This window comes from Flavobacterium sp., from assembly GCF_043780635.1.
Taxonomy (GTDB): Bacteria; Bacteroidota; Bacteroidia; order Flavobacteriales; family Flavobacteriaceae; genus Flavobacterium.
Genome location: NZ_JAYWCK010000004.1, coordinates 1 through 24,291, shown reverse-complemented (window position 1 = coordinate 24,291; position 24,291 = coordinate 1). Strand labels below are relative to the sequence as shown.

Genomic DNA, 24,291 nt, shown 5'->3' with positions numbered 1-24,291 from the left:
TATCTTGGCAAGGTAAAATCCCACTTTCAAAAAATACCGATGGTAAATTTGAACAGTTTGAAACAATGGAACTAGGCATCAGGGCAATGTTTAAAGACTTAATTAATGACATAAACAAAGGCAAAAATACAGTCAGAAAGTTAATCAATGAGTATGCTCCACCTAGCGAAAACAATACATCGCAATATATAAAAGATGTTAGTAAAAGTATCGGGGTCACAGCTGACGAAAAAATTTTTTCCGTAAATTCAACCTTTTTGTTAATGCTTGGAAAGGCAATAATTAAAAAAGAAAACGGCGAAGATGCTTCTAAGGTTTCAGATTCTCAAATTATTAAAGGTATGCAGTTAATGGGTGACGTTTCTACGTCGATATTGAAAGTTAGCACAAGCAAAAAGGGTTTGGCTATTTTAATACCCCTTTTATTACTTTTTTATACGGTGTTTACGATTTCACTTTAAAAAAATCGAGTAAACAAAAAAGACGTTAAATTATTAATTCAAATAAATTCAATTATTATGTGGGACAAGATTAAAACTTATTACACTGAACATACAATGTATGTTAACATTGCTCTAGTTGCTGTAGCTATCTTTGCTGCTTGGAAACTTTTTAAAAAGAAATAGTTTTGCAACCAAGACAAAACAATGCTAGAAACTCCGATAGTTCGGGGTTTTTGGCGGTTTTAGAGCGTTATTGGTATGTTATTTTGGGGTTGATATTGGCTACTCCTGTTGTTTTAAGGTATCTTAAAGATAGTCAAGTAGCAAATGAAGTGAACGACACACAGGAAACTATAAAATTAAATGTATCTAAAAATTTAGACCCAATACAACAACAATCTGAACTAAACAAAATTACGACTTCACCCTATTATCAGAATATGGCTAGAAATGTAGCGGCTAATTTAGGTGTTTTATATGAAGTAAGGGGAGGTTTTTTATCTTGGTTAAATCCACGCACTTGGACTGAAAATGACCAATTAGTATATAATGATTTGAAACAATTAAAAAATTCTGGTCAAGTTAAAACGGTTTCAAATTGTTACTTTTTTCTAACGGGTAAAAATCTACGTGAAGATATAATTAGATTATTAGATACAGAATTGCTCGCAAAACTAACCTTATTTAAATAAAAAAAATATGAATTCTTCAGAACAAAATAATTACATTCAATATGTTACTAAATTAGATATTGTTAAAACAAAGTCAGTAATATTCGAGGATAATGGAACAAATACAACGTTCAAAGTTCAGGGTATTATTGAAGACTTTTTTATCCTTTCAGTTTTTCAAAACAATATTAGAGTTTTAGGTGTTGGATTTGATGACATAGAAAACAATGATATGTTAGGTTTTCTTAATTCCGAAAGTCAAGATTTGGCACTTGTTCCTCGAAACGCTTTTTTATCTAGTGAGCAAGTTGTTACAATGTCTTATAACAACGAGTATTTAAAGGAAGAGAAAAACAAACTTAAAACCAATGAGGAGATATTTTTTAAAGAGTATTTGCAAATGATGTACCCTAACAAAAAATACATTATTCGTCCTTTTATACGTACCACTTCGGAAATTCCTGAACAATCTAATAGGGTCTATTATTGTACTGTTTTCGGTGCTATTTCTGTTTCTAATAGAGAGCACGCAACTGTGAGCGTGCAAACACAAACACATAATTATCAAATTTTTGCATCTTTACAGTCTCAGGTTGGTGTTATTTCTTTTCTTGGTTATGAGGCTGTTTGTGAAACTGAATTTTTTAACATTCCGTTGCCTGACCCTGAAATTCCAATAGATAAATAAATTAAATGGCAAACAATACCCCTACTCCTTACCGATGTGATGTATTTCACAAAGATAAAAATAGGCATCCTTTAAAATACCAATTTATCAAGTCAATTTATTACCTACATAAGTTGCTGCAAAAAGAGGGTTTCGATTATCATTATATTAATGTTTACAATCGAAAAACAGATGTTTATCTCGGACGACAATATTTTGATAAATTTATTATTGACAAACCGCCTTATTGAGGGGCGGTTTTCCTTTTTAAGGTTTATTATTAATTCTCTGTAGGAATTATTTACTAGCGAGATTTAAATTTTGGCACTATCTTTGAAAAACAATTAATCGTTATTAACCTACTAAAAATTAAAATTATGAAAAAAATTACTTTGTTGCTTTTTATGTTTGTTTCGCTTTGTTCTTATTCCCAAACTACTCAAATTGAATATAATTATTTGACTAAGGGTTTAAAAGATGCTGTTGAAAAGGGTTTGGATTTAAAACAGGGTTATGACTTACAAGATTTTTATACCCATAATGAGCAGTTTTATACTTTTAATTTTAGGCTTTTTGTTGATGTAAATACAAAAAAAACTAAGGCTATTTTGGTTGTTGTTGATTCTAAAGTTTGGGGTAATAGATATTATGTTTGTATTCCTCAAGATAATCCTGATTTATCAAAACAATATAGTGATTATTTACAATCTTGGGATAAAGATATTTTAAAGGCCTATTCTTTAGCACTTACCGACATTTTGGGATTGTCTTTAAAATCAATTTAAAAATAATAAATGAACCCCAATAAAACGGGGTTTTTTTATATCCTAATTTCAAAAGTTAAAATTGTTAATAAAGTTGTTAACAAGTAGTTGGACGTACTGTTACGTATAATATAAATTATAGTTCAAAAAGAGACATTTAAATATATAAGTAATTAAATATCAAATACATAAATATTTATAATATTAATAAAATAGATCATTAATTTGGTCTCTTCTTTGTATTTGTTGTATTCTCATTTTTAGAAACCGAATCATTTTTATTTTGCAACAAATAATTAGCCAATAGTTTTTCAATTAATTCATCCTTTGTTAAATGATGAAAAACAGTTTTTACTTTAGTCTTTAAATCCAAAGAAACTTCGTGGTTAGGTTTAGTTTTGAAGATTTGTTTTGCCCATAATAAAGTATTGTTTTCTTCAATATTTTCTATAGTTGGTTTTTGAAACTTGGTGAATTTAATTCCCAATTCCTTTTCGAAATCTGCGATTTCAGCAACTTCTTCGGCTTGCAAAACCGTCAACGAAAATCCTTTGGCTCCAGCTCTGGCTGTTCTTCCGCTACGATGCACATACACTTCATAAACATCAGGCAAATGATAATTTACTACGTAAGAAATTGCCGCCACGTCAATTCCTCTTGCAGCCAAGTCTGTGGCAACCAATATATTAATATGTCCTTCTCGAAATTGTTCCATAATTCGGTCCCGAATTCCTTGTGACAAACTTCCGTGCAATGCTCCTGAAGAAAATCTGTTAATGGCTAAATTCTTTGCCAGTTTATTAACGGCAGCTTTAGTTTTGCAAAAAATTATACCGCGTTCCCCTTCTTTAGATATTAAAAAATGCATCAAAACATCTAGTTTTTCGATAGGATTTACTACAATATATTGATGACCAATACCTTGATTTCCTATTGTTTGCATATCAGCACTAATTTGAACTACATTTTTATTCAAATAGTTCTGAATCAATTGTTTTATAGTTCCTGGCATTGTGGCCGAGAAAAGAAAAGTTTTATGATTTTTGGGTAATTCAGCAATGATTTCGTCCAAGCCTTCTTTCAAAATGGTAACCATTTCGTCGGCTTCATCAAGAACAAGAAATTTGGTTTCTTCTAAGTTTATTGCCTTGCGTTGAATTAAATCAATCAATCTTCCCGGCGTTGCAACAATAATATGTGTAGGATTTGTTAATCGTTCGATTTGAGGTTTAATTGGAATTCCTCCACAAGTTGCTGCGATAGAAATTTCAGGAAGGTATTTTGCAAAAGCTTCTATATTACTAGATATCTGATGTCCTAATTCCCGTGTTGGAACCAAAATTACCGCTTGTATAAAAGGTGTTTTTGTATCAATTAATTGTAGTAATGGCAATCCAAAAGCGGCTGTTTTTCCTGTTCCGGTTTTGGCAAGACCAACAATATCAGTAGTGTTTGATAAAAGTAACGGAATTGTTTTTTGCTGAATTTCTGTTGGCACAACAAATTTTAATTCAGTTATTGCTTTTAGTAAAGCTGCTGAAATTCCTAAATCGGCGAATTGTTTTGACATTTTTTAGATTTAATAATTTATAAAATTGTAGTTAAGCAAAAGGGATTTCATAGCCCAGATAGTAGTGAAAATCCTTTTTATTGCTTTTATTAAGAGCCCGTCGACTACGCTCAGGGTGACAAAGCAATAAAAAGATTGAAACGAATAGCTGGAAATAGCTCCTGAAAACTAATCCGCTTCATTCATAATTTTTTCGCGATACTTCTTCCCTATCAATAAAGTTAGTTTCAGTTTGTAGTCCTCAACCAGCCATTCACGGTAGTTTTTGCTACATTGGCTCAGACATTTAGCATAACGTTTTAAACGACATTCAATATCTGGTTCTAACTCTTTGCATAATGCTTTTGCATCCCTTAATTCTTCCGAATTGTCCACACACATTGCGGCGTGTTGTTCTAAAGATTTGTCTAAAACTACTTTGGAACGCAAATTTTGTGCAATGGCAAGTTTGTGTTCTTCATCGACATCAAAAATCACGATTTCCGTTTTGCTGAATTTAGCACGCAATTCTGGTGGCATCGTATATTTGAAATACAATTCGATTTCGGTATCATCACGCAAGTTTTCCAAATAGAATTCTGGAGACTTGAAGATGTGTTGCCAATTTACAGGCTCACTCCACAAACCAAAACGTGCTGCATTATTTCCTAAATCGATTACATTAAAGGTGTCTTTATTGGGCAATTTTCTAGAACCACGACCTATCATTTGAAAGTATAAAGTGAGTGATTTTGTAGCTCTGTTTAATATAATGGTTTCTACAGTAGGTTCATCAAAACCTGTGGTAAGAATTCCAACCGATGTTAAAATAGCATCCGGAGTTTTTTTGAACCAATTTAAAATATCTTTTCGTTCTTCGGTGCTGCTGGTGTTGTCAAGGTGACGAATGACGAATCCTGCTTCTCTAAAAGTTTCATATACATATAAGGAAGTGTTGATTCCGTTATTAAAAATCAGGGTTTTCTTTCCTAATGATTTCTCTGTGTAAGCGTGCAATAATTTTTCCTGCATCGCCATATTTGTATATAAATCATCAGATGATTTTACGGTGTAATCCCCATTTATTCCTACCTTCAACGAAGTCAATCCTACATCATAACTATAAGTAACGGCTTTCGCCAAGAAACCTTTGTCAATTAGAGAACTGATATTGTCTCCAACAACCAGTTCATCATAATTTTCATGCATTGGCAACTTAATATTTGAACTCAAAGGTGTTGCGGTAACTCCCAGAATAAAGGCATTTTTGAAAGAACTCAACAGTTTTCGAAATGAATTGTAATGAGCTTCATCAATAATTACCAAACCAATATTATCAAGATGCAATTTTTCATCATTGATTCGGTTTTTCAAAGTTTCTACCATCGCCACAAAACAAGAATAATCGTTTTGATCAGGAAGTTCTTTGACTTTGCTGTTGATGATTTTATTTTTAACATCGAATCCTTTCAGCATTTTTGAAGTTTGCTTACACAACTCAATTCGATGGGTCAAAACCACTACTTTTTTATCGTGCTTTGACAAATATTGCCGAACAATTTCTGAAAAAACCACTGTTTTTCCCCCACCAGTAGGCAATTGATATAATAAATGATGATTTGCAGGCGCGTTTTCTAATCGCTCAAAAATGGTTTCTATATCTCCTTTTTGATACGAATAAAGCTCTTTTTTATCTTCTGTTTCTGTTTCTAAAGTGTTTTGAGACATTGTTTTTTGATGGATTTTTGCAAAAATACGCCTAAAAAAGAGTTATTCCACTAAATTATTCCGTAAAAAAAGAAGAGTCATTAAATAAAAACGGTTATGATTTTTTTTCTAATATTCAAAACGTTCAATAATGGCATCAAATTCCTGTTTATTATACCAGTTTTGGCGCATAGTTTCATCATTTATAGCAATGATTCTGGGTTTAAACTCATTTAGTATTCCATTGGCAATCATGAAAATTACGGCCTGTTCGAATGAATTGAACATACTTTTATAAAATAATTCCTGCTTCACTACTCTATCAGCTGAAAAAGTTTGGGCAATCTCAATGGAATAAAGCAGAACATCTCCTATTATGAATGGATCAACTCCCAAAAGGATAAAGTGCTTGATGTATTTTTGGGCAACGGAACGACGCATCTTTGGCTTTCTGGCTTTATTTCTGGAAGTTCTTGGCGGAAAATATTCATTCGAAATTTTGATTTTGCATTCCTGCAACAACGTTTCCTCTTTTGGATTAAAAACAAAATCATAATAGATTTTTACAGCACTAAATTTTTCGTACAACTCAATAATTTGTTCTTCGAGTTGGGTTTTATTAAGTTCCGAAAGGTATTTTTTTAAATCGCGTTTGCTCATTTACTATGTATATGAATGCAAAAGTAAATTACTTTAGGAATGAATACTCTAAAAATCAATGATAATACTTAATTTTGCCGAAACAAATTTTAAAATATCATTAGAAAATGCTCAAATCGTTCAAAATCATTGCAATATTAGAAGGAATCTCTTATTTAGTTTTATTTGCCAATATGCTTTTAGTAAAGCCTTCAAATATTGAACTTTATAAAAGTTTGTTGTATCCACTAGGAATGACTCACGGAATACTATTTATAGGATATGTTTTGTTGGCGGGTTTACTTAAAAATTCTCAGGAATGGAATTTAAAAACATCGTCAATTGTTCTAATCGCATCACTTTTGCCTTTTGCAACTTTTTACGTTGAAAAAAAATATTTAAGAAATGCATAATTTACTCGAAAAAATCTTTGGTTGGTGCTATCCTCTATTTCGAAAATTAGGATTCGAATACACGATTGCCTCTTACCTAAGTTTGTTTATAAATATTGCCATAATGTGTGTTTTGGCTTATGGTATTTTTATAGTATTTCGGTTTATTTTGGATAAAAGTGTTCGGTCAATAGTTAAAAAAACAAAAAATACATTTGATGATTTTGTTATTGAAAAGATAACAGGTCAATATCTGTTTTATTTATTTCCATTATTATTTATATACAAATCGGTCCCAATACTCTTAGAAAAATATGATTATTGGGAGTTTGTTTTTGGAAAAATCGTTGGTATATTTATTATCGTGTTGATAATAATGATTATCCGTACTGCTTTTAATATTTTAAGATATTATCTAAAGTTAATCCCCCGATATAGCGACAAACCTATAGACAGTTTCATTCAGGTTATCAATATTGTATTGTGGATGTTCGGAATTACCATAATTATTTCAAAATTATTTGAAATAAACCAAAAAGACCTTCTTACTATTTTAGGAGCGATTTCGGCATTGATAATCTTAATTTTTAGAGATACCATTTTAGGATTTGTTGCCAGTGTTCAGGTAGCTATAAATGATATGGTTCGAATTGGGGATTGGGTTACTATGGAAAAATTTGGTGTTGATGGAGATGTAATTGAAATAAATCTTGCTACGGTTAAAGTTCGAAATTTTGATAATACAACTACCACAATCCCAACTTATAGTTTGATTTCGGATTCCTTTCAAAATTGGCGTGGAATGATTGATTCTGATGGCCGACGAATTAAAAGGCATGTTCTTATAAAAGCTAGTAGTATTCATTTTTTAGAAGAATCAGAATTAGCTGATTTGAAGAAAATTGAACTTATAAGTAACTATATAGATAAACGAAAAACCGAAATCGACAAATACAATTCAACGAATAATATAGATAAATCAATTGCTATCAATGGTCGAAATTTGACAAATTTGGGTTTATTCCGTAAATATATAACCCAATATCTCCATAATTATCCGGGATTGAATAAAGATTTAATTATGGTTTGTCGTCAATTACAATCTACATCTTATGGCGTTCCTCTTGAGGTATATGCTTTTTCGAGTGACAAAAAATTTGAAAATTACGAATATATTATGGCAGACATATTTGATCATATTATTGCTTCGGTTCCCTTTTTTAATTTAGAAATTTCTGAAATACCAACAGAAAAAAGTATTTTGAAATAAGAAACTAAAAGTCCAAGCGGTTTTTAATATATTCTATCTCCGTTTTACCATGTGCTTTTGGCTTGCCATCAATACCTAAACTTACCATAGTAGTGCTATCTATGGAAATAATAGTTTCGCGTGTCATAATATTTCGCGCTTCACACTTAAGCGTAAGCGAAGTATTTCCAAATTTTACCACATCGATTCCAATTTCGATGATATCGCCTTGTCTTGCTGAACTTCTAAAATTAATTTCTGACATGTGCTTGGTCACAATCCTGGAATTTTCCAATTGAATAATGGTGTATAAAGCCAATTCTTCATCTAACCAAGCCAATAATTTTCCGCCAAATAAAGTTCCATTTGGATTTAAATCTTCGGGTTTTACCCATTTTCTAGTATGAAATCGCATATTATTTTTTATAAATGTAAAATTAAGGTATTATTATCGCAAAATTTTTTATTTTTAAAGAAAAAAAGATGAATCAAAGAGATGTTTTTTTAAAAGAATTTCGTGGGCAGACTATTGGAACGGTATCCGATCAATCCTCAATAGATGAACTATTTCAGAATGTAGTACTTCGCCCAATTTTAAAGTTACAAAACGATTTGTTTGTTGCTTCTTTTATTAATCATGTGACGAAAAATAAAATAGATTTTGATGCCTATTCAATTGATAAAAAAATGGCAACGATTGAAAACGCTATTCAAAAAGACATCAAGTTTAGAAATGCTTTGAAGGGAATGGTTATAGGTTTATTTACTGCCGAGGAATATTCACAATATATAAAAAACTCTTCCAGCCTTAACAAAAGAATGATGGGTATGCTTATCGAAAGGTTAAAAAGTCAAGTGCAATTGTTTGAATTAAATGCCATTTAATAACAGGCATTACTTTTTTATTAAATTTTTATTTTCCTGAATTATTTACGTGTTTCGTTTGAATATTTTCATTATAATTGTTAAAAATAAATGTATGAAAGAAGAATATTTCAAGTGGTACTCCCCTAACCTGAGTAAAGATATAGAAATGCTCGTTTTTGGTCACGCTGGTTATCCTGTTATACTTTTTCCTACTTCGATGGGAAGTTACCACGAGAACAAAGATATGGGTCTGATTGACTCGGCTAAATGGTTTATAGAACAAGGATTAATCCAAATATTTTGCCCTGCGAGTATTGATAAAGACAGCTTTTACAACAAAGACATACATCCAATACACCGAATAGAAAATCATACCTGGTACGACAAAATGATTTGCCACGAAATCGTCGAAAAAATAAAAAACAATACTCCTACAGGTAAAGTTGCCGTTGCTGGTTGCAGTTTTGGAGGTTATCACGCTGCCAATTTTGCATTTCGTCATCCTGGTTATGTGAGTCACGTTTTCTCGATGGGCGGAGCTTTCAACATCAAAAGCTTTATGGACGGGTTTCATAATGACGATGTTTTTTACAACAATCCTGAAGATTATTTATACGGACTAAATGACCACGAAATTTGGAATATGGATATCGTTTTAGGAACTTCTAACTGGGATATTTGCTATGATGCAAATCTAAAATTAAGCAGAGTTTTAAGCGAACGAAATATTCATCATTGGCTTGATGTTCGCCAGGATAGAGAACACGATTGGCCGGTTTGGAAAGAAATGTTTCCGCATTATTTATCAAGAATTAAGTTTTTTTAAAAATAATAAGTATAAAGACTAATAAATAATAAGATGAAATCGAAGATTCACGAAAACCAAAAAAACAATATAAAAATGAGTAAAAAAATTGGAATATTATTCGGAATGGAAGATACTTTTCCGCAAGCATTTATAGACAGAGTAAACTCAAAAAACGAGAAAGGAATCATTGCCGAAGCGGTTTCTATTGACAAAGTAGTTCAGAATAAAGATGGCGAATATGCTGTAATTATCGACCGAATTTCACAAGATGTTCCGTTTTATAGAGCTTATTTAAAAAACGCCGCTTTGACGGGAACAAATGTCATCAACAACCCATTTTGGTGGAGTGCTGACGATAAATTTTTCAACAATGCATTAGCAGATACTTTAGGAGTTCCGTTACCAAATACCGTGATTCTTCCATCGGCAGAACATCCAACAGATACCACAGGAAAATCTTTCCGTAACCTGAAATACCCAATGGATTGGGAAGGAATTTTTGAATATATCGGTTTTCCTGCTTATATGAAACCTTATGCAGGTGGCGGTTGGAAAAACGTTTACCGATTAGAAAACAAAGAAGAATTCTGGGAAAAACATCAGGAAACAGGACAATTAGTAATGATGTTACAGGAAGAGATTGTATTTACAGAGTATTTTCGTGTGTATTGTCTGGGTTGCAAAGATGTTCACATTATGCAATACGAACCCAGAAATCCACATCATTTGCGTTATGTAATTGATGGACCTTCGGTTGATAAAAAATTATTAGCTACTGTAAAAGACTATACTTTAAGACTTTGCAAAGGTTTAGGTTATGATTTTAACACCGTTGAATTTGCAGTTCGAGATGGAATTCCTTTCGCTATTGATTTTGGAAATCCTGCACCAGATGCCGAGTTGACTTCTGTTGGAGCAGAAAATTTCGAATGGGTTGTAGAACACGCTGCAAAAATGGCAATCGCTGCGGCCAAAAAGCAGAAACCTGGAAAAATGAATTTGACTTGGGGAACATTTATAAAAGATGCTGTTTCTGTTAAATAATAGCTTTATTTATTATGAAAAAATTACCTGTTTTTACGCTTGGTGTTGAAGAAGAATATCAAATTATTGATCCTGTTACCAGAGATTTGCGCTCGCATTTATCCAAAATTGTGGATGGAGCAAAAGTAATTTTAAACGAACAGGTCAAAGCCGAAATGCACCAATCTGTGGTGGAAGTTGGAACCAATATTTGTAAAAATGTTCAAGAAGCCGCAGATGAAATAAAATCTTTGAGAGGCCATATCGTTGATTTGGCTGATAAGCAAGGCTTGATAGTTGGCGGTGCCGGAACGCATCCTTTTTCGAAATGGCAGGATCAACCTATTACAGATGATCCGCGCTATCACAACATTGTCAACGAGTTGCAAGATGCTGCGCGTTCCAATTTGATTTTCGGAATGCATTGTCATGTCGGGATTGAAAACCGGGAAATTGGATTGCAAATTATGAATCAAGCCTGTTATTTTTTACCCCATATTTTTGCAATTTCTACTAATTCTCCTTTTTGGGAAGGAAGACAAACCGGTTATAAATCCTTTAGAACCAAAGTTTTTGATAAATTTCCCCGAACTGGTTTACCTGAGTACTTTGATTCGGTAGCATCTTATGACAATTATTTAGAAACTTTAGTAAAAACCAATTGTATTGATAATCCAAAGAAAATTTGGTGGGATTTGCGTTTGCATCCGTTTTATGACACGATTGAATTTCGAATCTGCGATATGTGTTTAACAGTTGATGAAACGATGTGTATTGTAGCCATTATTCAGGCAATCGTGGCCAAATTGTATAAATTGTCTTTGCATAATATGAGTTTCAATATCTACAGATTAGCGTTGATAAAAGAAAATAAATTTCGTGCCGCACGTTATGGAATTGAAGGCCATATGATTGATTTTGGACTTCAAAAAGAAGTGGAAACTAAGATGCTCATTGTTGAATTACTTGAATTTGTTGATGATGTAGTTGATGAATTGGGTAGTAGGGAACAAATCAATTACGTTTATGAAATTATGAAAAACGGAACTGGAGCTGATAAACAATTGGCAGTTTTTGAAAATACAAATGATTTGACTAAAGTTGTTGATTTTATTACTGGTGAATTTACCAAAGGACTATGAGTAAGTGTTCACTGATCAGTTTTCAGTAATCAGTTTGAAATTGCGTTTGAAAAAATTATCTTTGCACAAAGTTTACAATTTCCTAGAATAACAGAATGAATAATAATACCATAAAAATAGCGGTTTTAGATATGTATAATGGCGAACCTAATCAGGGAATGCGCTGTATTATTGATATTATCAACCGTTTTAATCAAATTGTTACTTTCCAGATTTTTGATGTCCGAGGAAAATCAGAATTGCCGGATATTAAGAAATTCGATATTTATATCTCAACTGGCGGTCCCGGAAATCCTTTGATTGGTGATGGAAATTGGGATTTGAAATACTATGCTTTCATTGATGAATTGACCAAATGGAATAACGAAAATACCGTAAAAAAACACGTTTTGTTCATTTGTCACTCTTTCCAAATGGCTTGTAAACACTTTGGTTTAGCCGAAATTACCAAACGACACGATACTTCTTTTGGAGTGATGACCATTCATAAAACAAAAGAAGGTCTTGATGATCCCCTTTTTGATGGTCTTGGTGATCCGTTTTACGCCATAGATTCCAGAGATTATCAGGTGGTACAACCCAAATTGAGTGTTTTTAAGAAAAAAGGAGCTAAAATTATTTCTTTGGAAAAAATCAGGGATTACGTTCAATATGAAAGAGCGATTATGGCGGTTCGTTTTTCGGATTATTTTGTGGGAACTCAGTTTCATCCAGAAGCTGATCCAATTAGTTTTATTTCCAATTTGAGAAACAAGGAATCCAAAGAAAAAATCAAAAAAATGAAGGGCAATACCAAGTTCCGGAATATGCTCGAAGATTTATTGGACGATGATAAAATTTACAGAACCAATGAAACTTTGATTCCAAATTTCCTTAGAATTGCCATCAACGATTTGATGAAAACCAAAAAAACGCTGTCAAATTAACAAATCAAATTCCTGATGATTCCAAAATATCGTGCCTTATTTAATTCCCAATTTACTAATAAAAAGTATCAGGAATTCAAAGACGATATCGCTTCTGATTTTGATTATGCGCCTACTTTTAGAATTGGAGAAACTCCTTTTTTTATCTCCAATGAGTTAAAAGCACAAATGCTGGAAGGTTGTGCTGACATCATAAAATTGATTCAACAGAAGAACTTTAAAGTTCTCACAGAGAAATCATTAGAATTAAATCATAATGTTCCAAATGAAGATGAACACACCACTTTCTTAGCCATTGATTTTGGAATTTGTGAAGAAAACGGAGCTATTGTTCCCAAATTAATCGAAGTTCAAGGATTTCCTTCTTTATACAATTACCAAATTAATTTATACGAGAAATTCAAGAATCATTATCCTTTTCTAAAGGATTTGACGCCGTTTATCAATAACATAACGCCTCAGGAATATCTAGAAACGTTGGAAGAAGTAATTTGCAACAATCATCCGAAAGAAAATGTTATCCTTTTAGAAATTGAGCCCGAAAAACAAAACACAAAAATCGATTTTTATTATTGCCGAAGAGATCTTGGCATTCCAATAGTTTGCGTTACGAAATTGATAAAAAAAGGCAATCAATTATTCTATAAAAACGAAAGTGGTGAACAAATTCGTGTCAAACGCATTTACAATCGCGTCATCTTTGACGAACTAGATTTACGAACCGATTTGAAACTGAATTTTCATTTCTCAGACCATCTAGACGTGGAATGGGCTGGACATCCCAACTGGTTTTTCAGAATCAGCAAGTTTATTTTGCCAATGTTGAAAGGCAAGTATTTCATAGAAACTACTTTGTTGAGTGATTTAACCGAAATTCCGGAAGACTTGGAAAATTATGTATTGAAACCTTTGTTTTCTTTCTCTGGTTCCGGCGTTATCTTTCACGTAAAAAAAGAAGACATCGAAGCCGTGGTCGAAAAAGAACTTTACATTCTCCAGAAAAAAGTGAATTATATTCCCATCGTGCAATCTCCTGACGGAAAAGTTAAAGCCGAAGTGCGTGTGCTTTGCGTCTGGAAAAAAGAAGACGCCGCTCCTACTCTACTCTGCAACTTGGTGCGATTGAGTCGAGGCGAAATGATTGGCGTGAAGTTCAATAAAGACAAGGATTGGGTTGGCGGAACTTTGGGATTGTTTGAGAGGCAGTAATTTACAATTATTTTTTAATTACCCTTCTTCTCATTCACATAAAAATTCTTATCCACTTCCACTTTCAAATCTTTCGAAGTTTGAGGCAAATTAGTCCATTCTACTTGAGCTTTCAACCATTGTTCTTTTCCGTTCAAAGTTACTTTTACAGGAATATTGAAACTGGGAACACAATTTGTCCAATGATACGAAAGGATATTATCCTTGAATTTATATTCAAAAGTCGGGATTCTTATGTTTCTCAAATATTGGTCAAAAAAGGGCGCTAAATCTATTCCAATGTTTTTACTTAAATAATCCTCAATTTGTTTTGTAGTCACTGTTTGGTGATAAAAAGTGCTGTTCAAACCTCGTAAAATTGTTCTCCATTTTTCATCATCATTCACAATTTGGCGAAGAGTGTGCAACATATTGGCCCCTTTTGGATACATATCACCTGAACCTTCAAAATTTACATCGTACTTTCCGATGATCGTTTTTTCGTTCTTAATCCATTTTCTTATTCCTATCGTATAAGCATTTCCTGCCTCTTTTCCGTAATAATAATCCACGAATAAACATTCAGAATATGTGGTAAAACCTTCGTGAATCCACATATCAGCTATGTCTTTGTAGGTAATATTATTGGCAAACCATTCGTGCCCTGATTCGTGAATAATGATATAATCAAATTTTAATCCCCAGCCTGAATCACTCCTGTCAGTTCCCAAATATCCATTTTTAAATTTGTTGCCATAGGTAATACTACTTTGATGCTCCATTCCTAAATACGGAGCTTCAACGAGCTTGTAACTGTCTTCATAAAAAGGATACGGTCCAAACCAATGTTCGAAAGCTTTCAGCATTCGTGGAGCATCTTTAAACTGGATTTTTGCTTTTTCTAAATTATCTCTCAAGACATAATATTCACAATCCAAATCACCTTTTTCTCCCGGGAAAACTTCGGAAAAAGAAACATAATTTCCAATATTAATATTTACTCCATAATTATTGATTGGGTTTGACACATACCAATTGAAAGTTCTGGTTCCGTCCTTCATATCAATTACACTTTGCAAACGACCATTGGAAACATCCGTCAAATTTTTGGGAACATTCACACTGATGAGCATATCGTCTACTTCGTCATACATATGATCTTTGTTGGGCCACCAAACACTCGCACCCAATCCCTGACAGGAAGAAGCAACAAACGGTTTGCCATTATTGTCTTTACTCCAGGTAATTCCTCCGTCCCAAGGCGGACGAACGGCGATTTTAGGTTTACCACCATAAAAAACAGTGAATTCTTTTATTTCATTAACATTTTGTGGCGCAACCAAATCAATATAAAAGACATTGCCATCTCTTTGATATTTTAATTCCTTACCATCTTGCGTTACTTTAGAAATTTTTAAGGGTTCTTGAAGATCAATTTGCATCCGGTTATAAGTATTCAAAACCTTGTAGCGAATGGTATTCGAGCCCGAAATCGTGCTATCAGCAGGATTTACCCTGATATCAAGATGATAATATTTCAAGTCCCACCAAGCTCTTTCCTTAGTTATGCTTCCTCGAAGAGTGTCTTGATGAGTGAAAACCGTTTCTGATTTACCCATAAGCCCTTGAGCATTTGCAGTATTAGAAATAAAAAATGCAATAATAAAAATGCTTATATATTTGTTCATAAAATCAATTTTAGATAAAAATTTTAATTCTTTCTGTATCGAGTTTCTTATTGGTTACTTTAAAAAGTGTTAATGCAACTTATCCACTTTTTTTTGTTCAACAACAGTAGCAAAATTAGCAGTTAAGCGATTGGCATAATCATCCAATAATTCTAAAACGCGTTTGCTTGAATCTGATTTTACAATCAATCCGGCGTGATAATCCAAAGGAACCAGGAAACAAACTTCCGGATCTGCAAACGATGATAAATCAGGATGCTGAAATTTGGACAAAGTCAATACAATTCCGGCATATTCTTTTTTAACTTTTGGCAAAGTGTATTTAGTTCCTTTTACCAATGAATCTTCAATGGCGGCCCATGCTGCCCAAAGATTGATATTTGAAGCTTCGGCAACCATTTCAGCAAGATGCGCTCCTCCAACTCGGGATGAAGTTTCCAGAAAATAGATTTTTCCGTCGTCATTACATTTGATATATTCTGAATGTGCAGCGCCATGTTTTAATCCAAATCCTTTAATAACCTGTTCATTGACGGCTTTTATGGCTTTATCATCATCCGAATCATACTCAATATTGGCACTTCTGAAAATACCACCACCTTGCGAAATTTCCATTGGAGTTGTTAAATATTTTGAAGTGATACTGAACAGGATTTTGCCATTTAAAACCAAACTATCACAATGATATACATCGCCAGGACGAAATTGTTCTAATAAATATTTGAAACGATTGTTGCCCATTTCGTTGATGTGAATCCACAAACTTTCCTTGTCAAACACTTTTATGATCCCTGAAGCAGAAGCTTCGGAACGTGGTTTCAAAACCCAAGGAGGCGAAATCGTGTCGGCAAAAGTATTGATGTCGTGATCATTAAATAACGAGCAGAAATTTGGATTCGAAATTCCGCAACTTTTAGCTCTCATTCGCATCGCCAATTTATCCCTGAAATAGCGACCTGTCGTTTGTCCCATTCCATCAATCCGAAGATTTTCCCGAAGATAGGTTGCTTTTTCAACATCATAATCATCTAATGATACAATAGCATCGATTTTATTGGACTTCATCAAATTGCCAACACCCAGCAAAAGATGCTCTAAATTCCAATCCGTATCTTGACCCGCCATATAGAAGACTTCGTCTATGTGTTCAAAAGGCCAAGGTTTATCCCGGAGCTTTTCGCTGGTTATCAGGTAGACTTTGTTTCCCAAATTTTTTAAATTGATTAAAAAATCAGCCCCTTTGAAATAATTTGAGATACAAATGAAAGTTTTAGAGTTTTCCATATTTATAAATTTTCAATGAATTTAGTCAATAAATGAACACCATAAGCCGTTGCGTGTTTGCTTTTTGCAAATTCATCATCTCCAAAAGCGACTCCGGCAATATCAAGATGTGCCCATGCTTTGTGTTCTTCGGTAAAATATTCGAGGAATTTTGCTGCAGAAATGGCTCCGGCAACTGGTTTTCCGCTGTAATTTTTTACGTCGGCAATATCGCTTTCAATATCTTGTTTGTAGCAATCCCAAAGTGGCAATTGCCATAATCGTTCCCCAATGGCATCTCCAGATTGTTGCAGTTTTTTTGAGACAGCTTCATTATTGGTAAATAATGCTGCACAATCATAACCAAAAGTTCCCACGGCACTTCCTGTTAAAGTGGCAATATCGACAATATATTCGGGTTTGAAATTCTTGATTAAATACGACAAACCATCTGCCAAAACCAATCTTCCTTCGGCATCAGTGTCAATAATTTCAATCGAATGTCCACTATAGCTTTGGATAACATCACTAGGATAAAACGATTTTGCATCCACCGCATTTTCGGCGCAAGGCACAATCGCTGTGACTTTTATAGGTAATTTTAAATCGGCAATCAGTTGCATTGCTCCAAAAACTGCTGCGCCACCTGCCATATCACATTTCATGTGCAACATTCCGGAAGTTTTAATATTCAATCCGCCTGTGTCAAAAGTGATTCCTTTACCCACCAAACCTATGTGCTTTGTTTTCGCATTCGCATTTTCGGGAACATAATTCATAATGACAAATTGCGGCTCTTCGTCACTTCCTTTTCCAACGGATAAAAAGGCTTCTAATCCCGCTTTTTTAGAAGCTTCGAAACCTAAAGTCTCCACCTCAAAACCGAATTTTTTTCCACTTTCGTTAGCCCAATTTGACAAGTATTTTGGAGTGACTACATTTGGAGGCAAATCGACCAAATGCAAAATTTCAAGTTGTGCATTGGCAATTTTTATTGCTTTAGATACTGTTTCAGAAACATCTTTTTTTGATAGTAACGATAGTTCAAATCCTTCGTTTAAAAACGGATGTTTCTCCGTTTTCTTGAAATGACCTAAATCATAAGTTCCTAAAAACAGTCCTGAAATTGAAGCTTCAACTTGTTCTGAAGTAAATTGTTCAGGTATAACCACTGCTACATTAGAGCCTAAAGAGTCTTTTTGTTTTGATGCAATTCTTCGGAAAGTAGTTTTCAATGATTTATAATCAATGTCTTTTCCCAAGCCAATAAAAATATGGGTACAATCGTATTTTTCAACCAAATAATGGGTTTCTTTCTTTCCGTAAAATACTTTTGAATGAACCGAAACTCCGTGGAATTCAATTGGAACCAGACTTTTGACGTAAGTTTCAAAAACAGGAATTAAAATTGTTCCTGAAAATCCTTCGAGATTTTGAATTGTATTTGTTTTCATCTGTTTAAAATATTTGTTTTTTATTGGAAGGTATAACGTCTATAACCATGTTCCTGTGTGCTAATGACGATTGTCATTGGCGTTTCATTTCTTGTTATTCTTTAGAATTAAAAAAAAGCCATTCAATTGCCTTCGGAAATTCATCACTCCAATAGGTTTCACTGTGCTTTCCTTTCATATTTATACTCAAATTGATTTTCATTTTATCTTTCACAAATTCGCTTGCAATTATATTTTTCTTAAAACTTCGAACGTGTTCAATCATTGTTGCACTTTCATCTCCACCAGCGTACAAATAAATCTTGGTGTCATCGGTAGCTGTTAAATCTGAGTCAATTTCTAGTTTTGGAACCACCCATAACGAAGGTGAAAAAATCATTAATTTTCCATACACTTCCGGATAGCGCAATCCGCTAAAAATGCTGACTAATCCTCCCATTGAACTTCCTCCTATTCCTGTGAATTCGCGTTCTTTTTTGGTTCTGAAATTGCTATCTACAAAAGGTTTCAAGGTTTCAGTTACAAAACGAATGTATTTTTTCCCTTGTCCTTTTCCAAGTACGGTTTTACCAACATTATATTCCTTTATTCGATCTTTTTCAGCGTGTTCAATGGCAATAATTATGATTTTTCCAATTTTATATTCGGCCATAACGGCCAATTTTTTATCAATTTCCCAATTGCCATAAGGAGCGTCTTCGTTGAATAAATTTTGCGCATCCTGTAAATACATCACGGGATAACTTTCGGTTGAAGAATCATAATCGTGTGGTAATAATGCCCATATTTTTCTGGTTTTATTGAGCTGAGGAATTTCAAATTCATCCGAAATCAACAATACTTGTGGTAAAAAAGATTGCTTGAAAGGCAGCCAGTTTTTCCTCCATCTTGCTACATATTCTTTTTGAATTCCAGAATGTTTTTTAGTCGAACGGTTTTCAGTACGATTTCCGTGAGCATCAATTTCAACTTCACTCCAATCTCCTTTGGTGAATTTATATAAAAGCTCCTCCGGAAAATCAAAATCCTTTGGAAACTCATATTGGTACGAATTATTTTCGATTTTTTTCATCAAAAAGTCTTTATCTTGTGTACTCCAATTGTTGAAATTTCCTGATATATAAACTGGTCGAGTATCATCTTCATCTGTTTTCAAAAGGATTTGAAATCCTTTTTTTATTGTATTTATTTCTTGCGTAATCATAGTATTGTCTGAATTCATCTCTTGCATTGTGGTAATGTAATTTGTAATAAAAAGTAAATATAGTGGATTGCCATTGGATATAAAAGAAAAAAAGAAAACCCAATAGTAAATGAATAAACTATTGGATTTTATGTATGAAAATTAGTTTGGAATGGCTCCTTTTATTTCTGGCGACCTTTTAATATTGCAACAACATCATTCAAATGAAATCCTTTTGCTTGCAATAAAATTAGGTAGTGAAAAAGTAAATCTGCACTTTCGTTCAGAAATAAATCATCGTTGTTATCTTTGGCTTCAATAACTACTTCTACCGCCTCCTCACCTACTTTTTGAGCAATTTTATTGATGCCTTTTTCAAATAAAGAAGCTACATAACTTTTCTCGGAATCCGCATTTTCTCTTCGAAGTGTAATGGTTTTTTCTAATTTAGAAAGAAATCCATACTCTTGATTATTAGCTTCTTGCCAGCACGTATCTGAACCTGTATGACAAGTAGGGCCTTCTGGTTTTACTTGTATTAAAAGTGTATCATTGTCACAGTCATTTTTAATATCTACCAAATTTAAAAAGTTACCACTCTCCTCTCCTTTTGTCCAAAGTCTTTGTTTGGAACGGCTAAAGAATGTTACTTTTTTGGAGTCCAAAGTTTTTTGGTAGGATTCTGCATTCATATAACCCAACATCAAAACACTTTTGGTTTCGCTGTCCTGAATAATCGCCGGAATTAATCCGTGTGCACTTTTTGTAAAATCTATATTCATAATTTATTTATTAATAATACCTGACAGGTATTTAAAACCTGTCAGGTATAAATTTATATCCTGACTTCTATATTATTGTTTTTTAGTTCTCTTTTTAATGTCTTGATTTCGATTTCCTTGAAATGAAATACGCTTGCCGCTAGGGCTGCATCTGCTTTTCCTTTGACAAAGGTATCCACAAAATGTTGGATATTTCCTGCTCCGCCTGAAGCAATTATGGGAATATTAACTAATTCAGATAATGTTGCCAAAGCTTCGTTTGCAAATCCGTTCTTTGTTCCGTCGTGATTCATCGAAGTAAAAAGGATTTCTCCTGCTCCACGTTGTTCCACTTCTTTTGCCCAATCAAATAATTTAATTTCTGTAGGAACCTTTCCTCCTACCAGATGCACCATCCATTCTCCATCAATTTGTTTGGCATCGATTGCAACAACCACACATTGGCTACCGAATTTCTGTGCCAAATCATTAATCAATTGTGGATTTTTTACTGCCGATGAATTGATTGAAACCTTATCAGCTCCATTTTGCAATAAAGCTTCTACATCTGAAACAGATGAAATTCCACCTCCAACAGTAAACGGAATATTGATGGTTGCCGCGACTTTTCGAACCAAATCAATTAAAGTACTTCTTCGTTCTTCCGTTGCCGAAATATCCAAGAAAACCAATTCGTCTGCGCCTTCATCCGAATAGATTTTTGCCAATTCCACAGGATCTCCAGCATCTCGCAAATCTACGAAATTAACGCCTTTAACGGTTCGTCCGTTTTTAATGTCGAGGCAAGGGATTATTCTTTTTGTTAGCATAATTTATTAATTAAACCCGACAGGTCTTAAAAACCTGTCGAGTTTGTTATGATATAATTCTCTAATTGTTTCAACGAAATTCTTCCTTCGTAGATTGCTTTACCAATTATCGTTCCTTCGCAACCCAATTCGGCTAATTTTGGTAATTCGTCAAAGGTAGAAATTCCTCCCGAAGCAATTAATTTGATTCCTTTGGCTTCTGACAAAATCTTAGCATACAAATCAAAACTTGGTCCTTCGAGCATCCCGTCTTTGGCAATATCGGTGCAAATTACGTACTGAATTCCTTTGTTTTTATAATCCTGGATGAATGGAACCAAATCTTCCTTTGAATCTTCTAACCATCCTGAAACAGCTACTTTTTCGTTATTTGCATCAGCACCTAAAATGATTTTATCGGAACCATATTCAGCAATCCACTTTTCGAAAACAGCTCTGTTTTTCACGGCAATACTTCCGCCTGTGATTTGGTTTGCGCCTGATTCGAAAGCAATTTTCAAATCGGAATCGGACTTTAATCCTCCTCCAAAATCAATTTTCAATTTGGTTTGCGAAGCTATTTGTTCCAATATTTTATAATTGACAATTTTGCTGGATTTTGCACCATCCAAATCCACCAAATGCAAATATTCGATCCCGTGCGCTTCGAATGACTTCGCTACTTCCAACGGCTTTTCATTGTATATAATTTTGGTATTGTAATCGCCTTTCGACAAGCGAACACATTTTCCGTCTATGATGTCTATTGCTGGTATTATTCTCATTTTAAATTTATAGATTTATAAAATTAGCCAGGATTTGCTCTCCAATATCACCACTTTTTTCAGGGTGAAATTGGGTTCCATAGAAATTATCATTTTCTAATGCCGAGGAATATTCCAGTTCATAATTTGTTGTGGCAATCGTTTCAGCGCAAAGAGGAGCATAAAAACTATGTACCAAATACATATATTCCTTTTCGGCAATTCCTTTGAATAAATCCGATTTTAGATTGTAAATAGTGTTCCAGCCCATTTGTGGCACTTTTACTTTGGAAGAAAATTTTACGACATCCACGTCAAAAATCCCCAATCCTTTGGTATCTCCCTCTTCCGAATAGTTGCACATCAATTGCATTCCTAAACAAATTCCAAAAACGGGTTGTTTCAACGTTGGAATCAAAGTATCCAAACCACTTTCCTGAAGCATTTTCATTGCATAACTTGCCTCACCCACTCCTGGAAAAATCACTTTATCCGCTGCCTTTATTTCGTCAGGATTGTTGCTCAAAACCGCTTTGTATCCCAATCTTTCGATGGCAAACATAATGCTTTGAATGTTTCCTGCTCCGTAATTTATGATTACTATTTTCATTTATTTTTGTTTCGATTTTACAACATCCCTTTTGTTGATGGCAAAATCATTTTTTCCGTATCGCGTTTTACAGCCACTTTTATTGCTTTGGCAAAAGCCTTGAAAATTGCTTCAATTTTGTGGTGTTCGTTAGTTCCCTCGGCTTTGATGTTGATGTTGGCTTTAGCACCATCCGAAAAGGATTTGAAGAAATGATAGAACATTTCTGTTGGCATTTTGCCCACCATTTCGCGTTTGAAATCGGTTTCCCAAACCAACCAGTTTCTGCCACCAAAATCAATCGCCACTTGCGACAAGCAATCGTCCATTGGTAAGCAAAATCCGTAACGCTCAATGCCTAGTTTGTTTCCTAATGCTTTAGCGAAAACTTCTCCCAAGGCAATTGCCGTGTCTTCAATTGTGTGATGTTCATCTACTTCTAAATCTCCTTTTACGATGATTTCCAAGTCCATTTGACCGTGACGCGCGATTTGATCCAACATATGGTCGAAAAAAGCAATTCCGGTTTCGATTTTGCTTTTCCCGGTTCCGTCCAAATTTAGATTGATATAAATATCGGTTTCATTCGTCTTTCTAGTTATGGAAGCCGAACGTTCCTCCAATTTTAAAAACTCATAAATGGCTTTCCATTCTGTAGATTGCAAGGCAATAACAGAGTCTAATTCGTGTCTTTTAGAGGATATTTCATCACTTCCCAACTCATCCTCCGTGCTAATAAAAATGGCTTTTGAACCTAGGTTTTTAGCCAATTCAACATCGGTTATTCTATCTCCAATCACGAATGAATTTTCTAAATCATATTCAGGATTGTTTATATATTTTGTCAATAAGCCTAATGCTGGTTTGCGGGTTGGCGCATTTTCGTGTGGAAATGTTTTGTCAATCAGCACTTCGCTAAAAACCACGCCTTCATTTTCAAAAGCTTTCATCACCAAATTATGCACAGGCCAAAAGTTGGCTTCCGGATGTGAATCTGTTCCCAAACCATCCTGATTGGTCACCATCACCAATTCGAAATCCAATTCGGCAGCAATTTTTCCTAAATATTGAAAGGCTTTTGGATAGAATTCCAATTTTTCGAAACTGTCCAATTGATAGTCATTTGGTTCTAAAACCATTGTTCCATCGCGATCTATAAAAAGTATTTTTTTCATTTGATTTATGTTTTTTGATTACACCTGACAGGTTTTTAAAACCTGTCAGGTGTAAAATTAAGCTAGCAAGGCTTCCATTAATTTCTTATTTTCAAGCTCAGTTCCAATAGTCAAACGCAAAGTATTTTCACATAGAGGTTGAGTCGTTCTGTTTCGAATTACAATTCCTTTGGCAATCAATTCGGCGTATCTTTTGTTGGCGTCATCCACTTTTATCAAAATAAAATTGGCTTCTGTTGGATATATTTTTTCAACAAATTTCACATCAACCAAAACTTTAAGTAATTCCTCTCTTTGCACAATAATGGAAACTATTTCAGATTTAATTTTTTCTGGATTACTCAATCTTTCCAAAGCTCTTAATTGTGTCAATTCATTCACATTGTAAGGTGGTTTTATCTTGTTTAAAACCGATATTACCGCAGCTGAAGCATAACAAATTCCCAATCTTATTCCTGCCATTCCATAGGCTTTTGAAAGTGTTTGCGTGATGACCAAATTTGGATATTCGTCCAATTCGTTCATCCAACTTTGTTTTTTGGAAAAATCAATATAAGCTTCATCGATAAC

27 protein-coding genes are annotated in these 24,291 nt (G+C 33.8%); 13 read left to right on the top strand and 14 right to left on the bottom strand.

The window, feature by feature from the left end; genetic code table 11:
* The 5 genes from ACH2BV_RS00235 to ACH2BV_RS00215 form a co-directional block, all read left to right on the top strand.
* Nucleotides 1-461, top strand: a 461-nt coding sequence (locus ACH2BV_RS00235) for a hypothetical protein (RefSeq protein WP_395048386.1), incomplete at its 5' end; no start/stop codon positions are given.
* Between the two features lie 167 nt (nt 462-628).
* On the top strand, nt 629-1,135 hold the full coding sequence (locus ACH2BV_RS00230; protein WP_395048385.1) for a hypothetical protein: 507 nt from the start codon (nt 629-631) through the stop codon (nt 1,133-1,135).
* Between the two features lie 7 nt (nt 1,136-1,142).
* Nucleotides 1,143-1,802, top strand: coding sequence for a hypothetical protein (locus tag ACH2BV_RS00225; protein WP_395048383.1), 660 nt, complete (start codon nt 1,143-1,145; stop codon nt 1,800-1,802).
* 5 nt (nt 1,803-1,807) lie between these two features.
* A complete protein-coding gene (locus tag ACH2BV_RS00220; protein WP_395048381.1) occupies nt 1,808-2,032 on the top strand; it encodes a hypothetical protein in 225 nt (74 codons plus the stop codon).
* A 126-nt stretch (nt 2,033-2,158) separates the two neighbouring features.
* The gene (locus ACH2BV_RS00215) at nt 2,159-2,566 is read left to right on the top strand and encodes a hypothetical protein (protein ID WP_395048379.1); all 408 of its coding nucleotides are present in this window, start codon (nt 2,159-2,161) and stop codon (nt 2,564-2,566) included.
* Nucleotides 2,567-2,765: 199 nt separating this feature from the next.
* Here ACH2BV_RS00215 and ACH2BV_RS00210 read toward each other — a convergent pair whose 3' ends face one another.
* From ACH2BV_RS00210 to ACH2BV_RS00200, 3 genes are all read right to left on the bottom strand, one after another.
* Nucleotides 2,766-4,115, bottom strand: coding sequence for a DEAD/DEAH box helicase (locus ACH2BV_RS00210; protein WP_395048378.1), 1,350 nt, complete (start codon nt 4,113-4,115; stop codon nt 2,766-2,768).
* Nucleotides 4,116-4,283: 168 nt separating this feature from the next.
* Entirely contained in the window at nt 4,284-5,822 is a 1,539-nt protein-coding gene (locus ACH2BV_RS00205; RefSeq protein WP_395048376.1) for a DEAD/DEAH box helicase, read from the bottom strand.
* Nucleotides 5,823-5,930: 108 nt separating this feature from the next.
* The gene (locus tag ACH2BV_RS00200) at nt 5,931-6,461 is read right to left on the bottom strand and encodes a DUF6155 family protein (protein ID WP_395048375.1); all 531 of its coding nucleotides are present in this window, start codon (nt 6,459-6,461) and stop codon (nt 5,931-5,933) included.
* Nucleotides 6,462-6,568: 107 nt separating this feature from the next.
* Between ACH2BV_RS00200 and ACH2BV_RS00195 the strand changes: the two genes are divergently transcribed.
* Together ACH2BV_RS00195 and ACH2BV_RS00190 are read left to right on the top strand one after the other, a co-directional pair.
* Complete coding sequence (locus ACH2BV_RS00195; RefSeq protein ID WP_395048374.1) at nt 6,569-6,853, top strand: DUF3817 domain-containing protein; 285 nt, start codon at nt 6,569-6,571, stop codon at nt 6,851-6,853.
* Nucleotides 6,846-8,102, top strand: a complete 1,257-nt coding sequence (locus tag ACH2BV_RS00190; RefSeq protein ID WP_395048373.1) for a mechanosensitive ion channel family protein — start codon at nt 6,846-6,848, stop codon at nt 8,100-8,102. Before ACH2BV_RS00195 ends, ACH2BV_RS00190 begins: the two co-directional genes overlap by 8 nt.
* A 4-nt stretch (nt 8,103-8,106) precedes the next feature.
* On the opposite strand, the gene ACH2BV_RS00185 is transcribed toward ACH2BV_RS00190, so the two are convergent.
* On the bottom strand, nt 8,107-8,496 hold the full coding sequence (locus ACH2BV_RS00185) for an acyl-CoA thioesterase (RefSeq protein WP_395048372.1): 390 nt from the start codon (nt 8,494-8,496) through the stop codon (nt 8,107-8,109).
* Between the two features lie 68 nt (nt 8,497-8,564).
* Here ACH2BV_RS00185 and ACH2BV_RS00180 point away from each other — a divergent pair, with 68 nt between their 5' ends.
* The 6 genes from ACH2BV_RS00180 (at nt 8,565) to ACH2BV_RS00155 (ending at nt 14,056) form a co-directional block, all read left to right on the top strand.
* Nucleotides 8,565-8,966 carry a glyoxalase gene (locus ACH2BV_RS00180; RefSeq protein ID WP_395048370.1) on the top strand — a complete coding sequence of 134 codons (402 nt, stop codon included), beginning with the start codon at nt 8,565-8,567 and terminating at the stop codon, nt 8,964-8,966.
* 94 nt (nt 8,967-9,060) lie between these two features.
* Nucleotides 9,061-9,774 (top strand): esterase family protein, encoded by a 714-nt coding sequence (locus ACH2BV_RS00175; protein WP_395048368.1) that lies wholly within the window; start codon nt 9,061-9,063, stop codon nt 9,772-9,774.
* Nucleotides 9,775-9,849: 75 nt separating this feature from the next.
* Nucleotides 9,850-10,800 (top strand): RimK family alpha-L-glutamate ligase, encoded by a 951-nt coding sequence (locus tag ACH2BV_RS00170; protein ID WP_395048366.1) that lies wholly within the window; start codon nt 9,850-9,852, stop codon nt 10,798-10,800.
* A 14-nt stretch (nt 10,801-10,814) separates the two neighbouring features.
* Entirely contained in the window at nt 10,815-11,921 is a 1,107-nt protein-coding gene (locus ACH2BV_RS00165; protein ID WP_395048365.1) for a carboxylate-amine ligase, read from the top strand.
* Between the two features lie 95 nt (nt 11,922-12,016).
* Complete coding sequence (locus tag ACH2BV_RS00160; RefSeq protein WP_395048364.1) at nt 12,017-12,847, top strand: type 1 glutamine amidotransferase; 831 nt, start codon at nt 12,017-12,019, stop codon at nt 12,845-12,847.
* Nucleotides 12,848-12,862: 15 nt separating this feature from the next.
* The gene (locus ACH2BV_RS00155; RefSeq protein WP_395048362.1) at nt 12,863-14,056 is read left to right on the top strand and encodes a hypothetical protein; all 1,194 of its coding nucleotides are present in this window, start codon (nt 12,863-12,865) and stop codon (nt 14,054-14,056) included.
* A gap of 14 nt (nt 14,057-14,070) precedes the next feature.
* On the opposite strand, the gene ACH2BV_RS00150 is transcribed toward ACH2BV_RS00155, so the two are convergent.
* The 10 genes from ACH2BV_RS00150 to ACH2BV_RS00105 form a co-directional block, all read right to left on the bottom strand.
* Complete coding sequence (locus tag ACH2BV_RS00150) at nt 14,071-15,723, bottom strand: M1 family metallopeptidase (protein WP_395048361.1); 1,653 nt, start codon at nt 15,721-15,723, stop codon at nt 14,071-14,073.
* 69 nt (nt 15,724-15,792) lie between these two features.
* Nucleotides 15,793-17,007 (bottom strand): acetyl-CoA carboxylase biotin carboxylase subunit family protein, encoded by a 1,215-nt coding sequence (locus ACH2BV_RS00145; RefSeq protein ID WP_395048360.1) that lies wholly within the window; start codon nt 17,005-17,007, stop codon nt 15,793-15,795.
* Nucleotides 17,008-17,009: 2 nt separating this feature from the next.
* Entirely contained in the window at nt 17,010-18,440 is a 1,431-nt protein-coding gene (locus ACH2BV_RS00140; protein ID WP_395048358.1) for a leucyl aminopeptidase family protein, read from the bottom strand.
* A 94-nt stretch (nt 18,441-18,534) separates the two neighbouring features.
* Nucleotides 18,535-19,662: an alpha/beta hydrolase gene (locus ACH2BV_RS00135; RefSeq protein ID WP_395048357.1), complete on the bottom strand. Its 1,128-nt coding sequence runs from the start codon at nt 19,660-19,662 to the stop codon at nt 18,535-18,537.
* 143 nt (nt 19,663-19,805) lie between these two features.
* Nucleotides 19,806-20,405 (bottom strand): bifunctional phosphoribosyl-AMP cyclohydrolase/phosphoribosyl-ATP diphosphatase HisIE, encoded by a 600-nt coding sequence (hisIE, locus tag ACH2BV_RS00130; RefSeq protein WP_395048355.1) that lies wholly within the window; start codon nt 20,403-20,405, stop codon nt 19,806-19,808.
* 53 nt (nt 20,406-20,458) lie between these two features.
* Nucleotides 20,459-21,214 carry an imidazole glycerol phosphate synthase subunit HisF gene (hisF, locus tag ACH2BV_RS00125; RefSeq protein WP_395048354.1) on the bottom strand — a complete coding sequence of 252 codons (756 nt, stop codon included), beginning with the start codon at nt 21,212-21,214 and terminating at the stop codon, nt 20,459-20,461.
* A gap of 26 nt (nt 21,215-21,240) precedes the next feature.
* The gene (gene hisA / locus ACH2BV_RS00120; protein ID WP_395048352.1) at nt 21,241-21,978 is read right to left on the bottom strand and encodes a 1-(5-phosphoribosyl)-5-[(5-phosphoribosylamino)methylideneamino]imidazole-4-carboxamide isomerase; all 738 of its coding nucleotides are present in this window, start codon (nt 21,976-21,978) and stop codon (nt 21,241-21,243) included.
* 7 nt (nt 21,979-21,985) lie between these two features.
* Nucleotides 21,986-22,567 carry an imidazole glycerol phosphate synthase subunit HisH gene (hisH, locus tag ACH2BV_RS00115; protein WP_395048350.1) on the bottom strand — a complete coding sequence of 194 codons (582 nt, stop codon included), beginning with the start codon at nt 22,565-22,567 and terminating at the stop codon, nt 21,986-21,988.
* A gap of 17 nt (nt 22,568-22,584) precedes the next feature.
* Entirely contained in the window at nt 22,585-23,721 is a 1,137-nt protein-coding gene (gene hisB, locus ACH2BV_RS00110; protein WP_395048349.1) for a bifunctional histidinol-phosphatase/imidazoleglycerol-phosphate dehydratase HisB, read from the bottom strand.
* Nucleotides 23,722-23,778: 57 nt separating this feature from the next.
* Nucleotides 23,779-24,291, bottom strand: a 513-nt coding sequence (locus ACH2BV_RS00105) for an aminotransferase class I/II-fold pyridoxal phosphate-dependent enzyme (RefSeq protein WP_395048348.1), incomplete at its 5' end; no start/stop codon positions are given.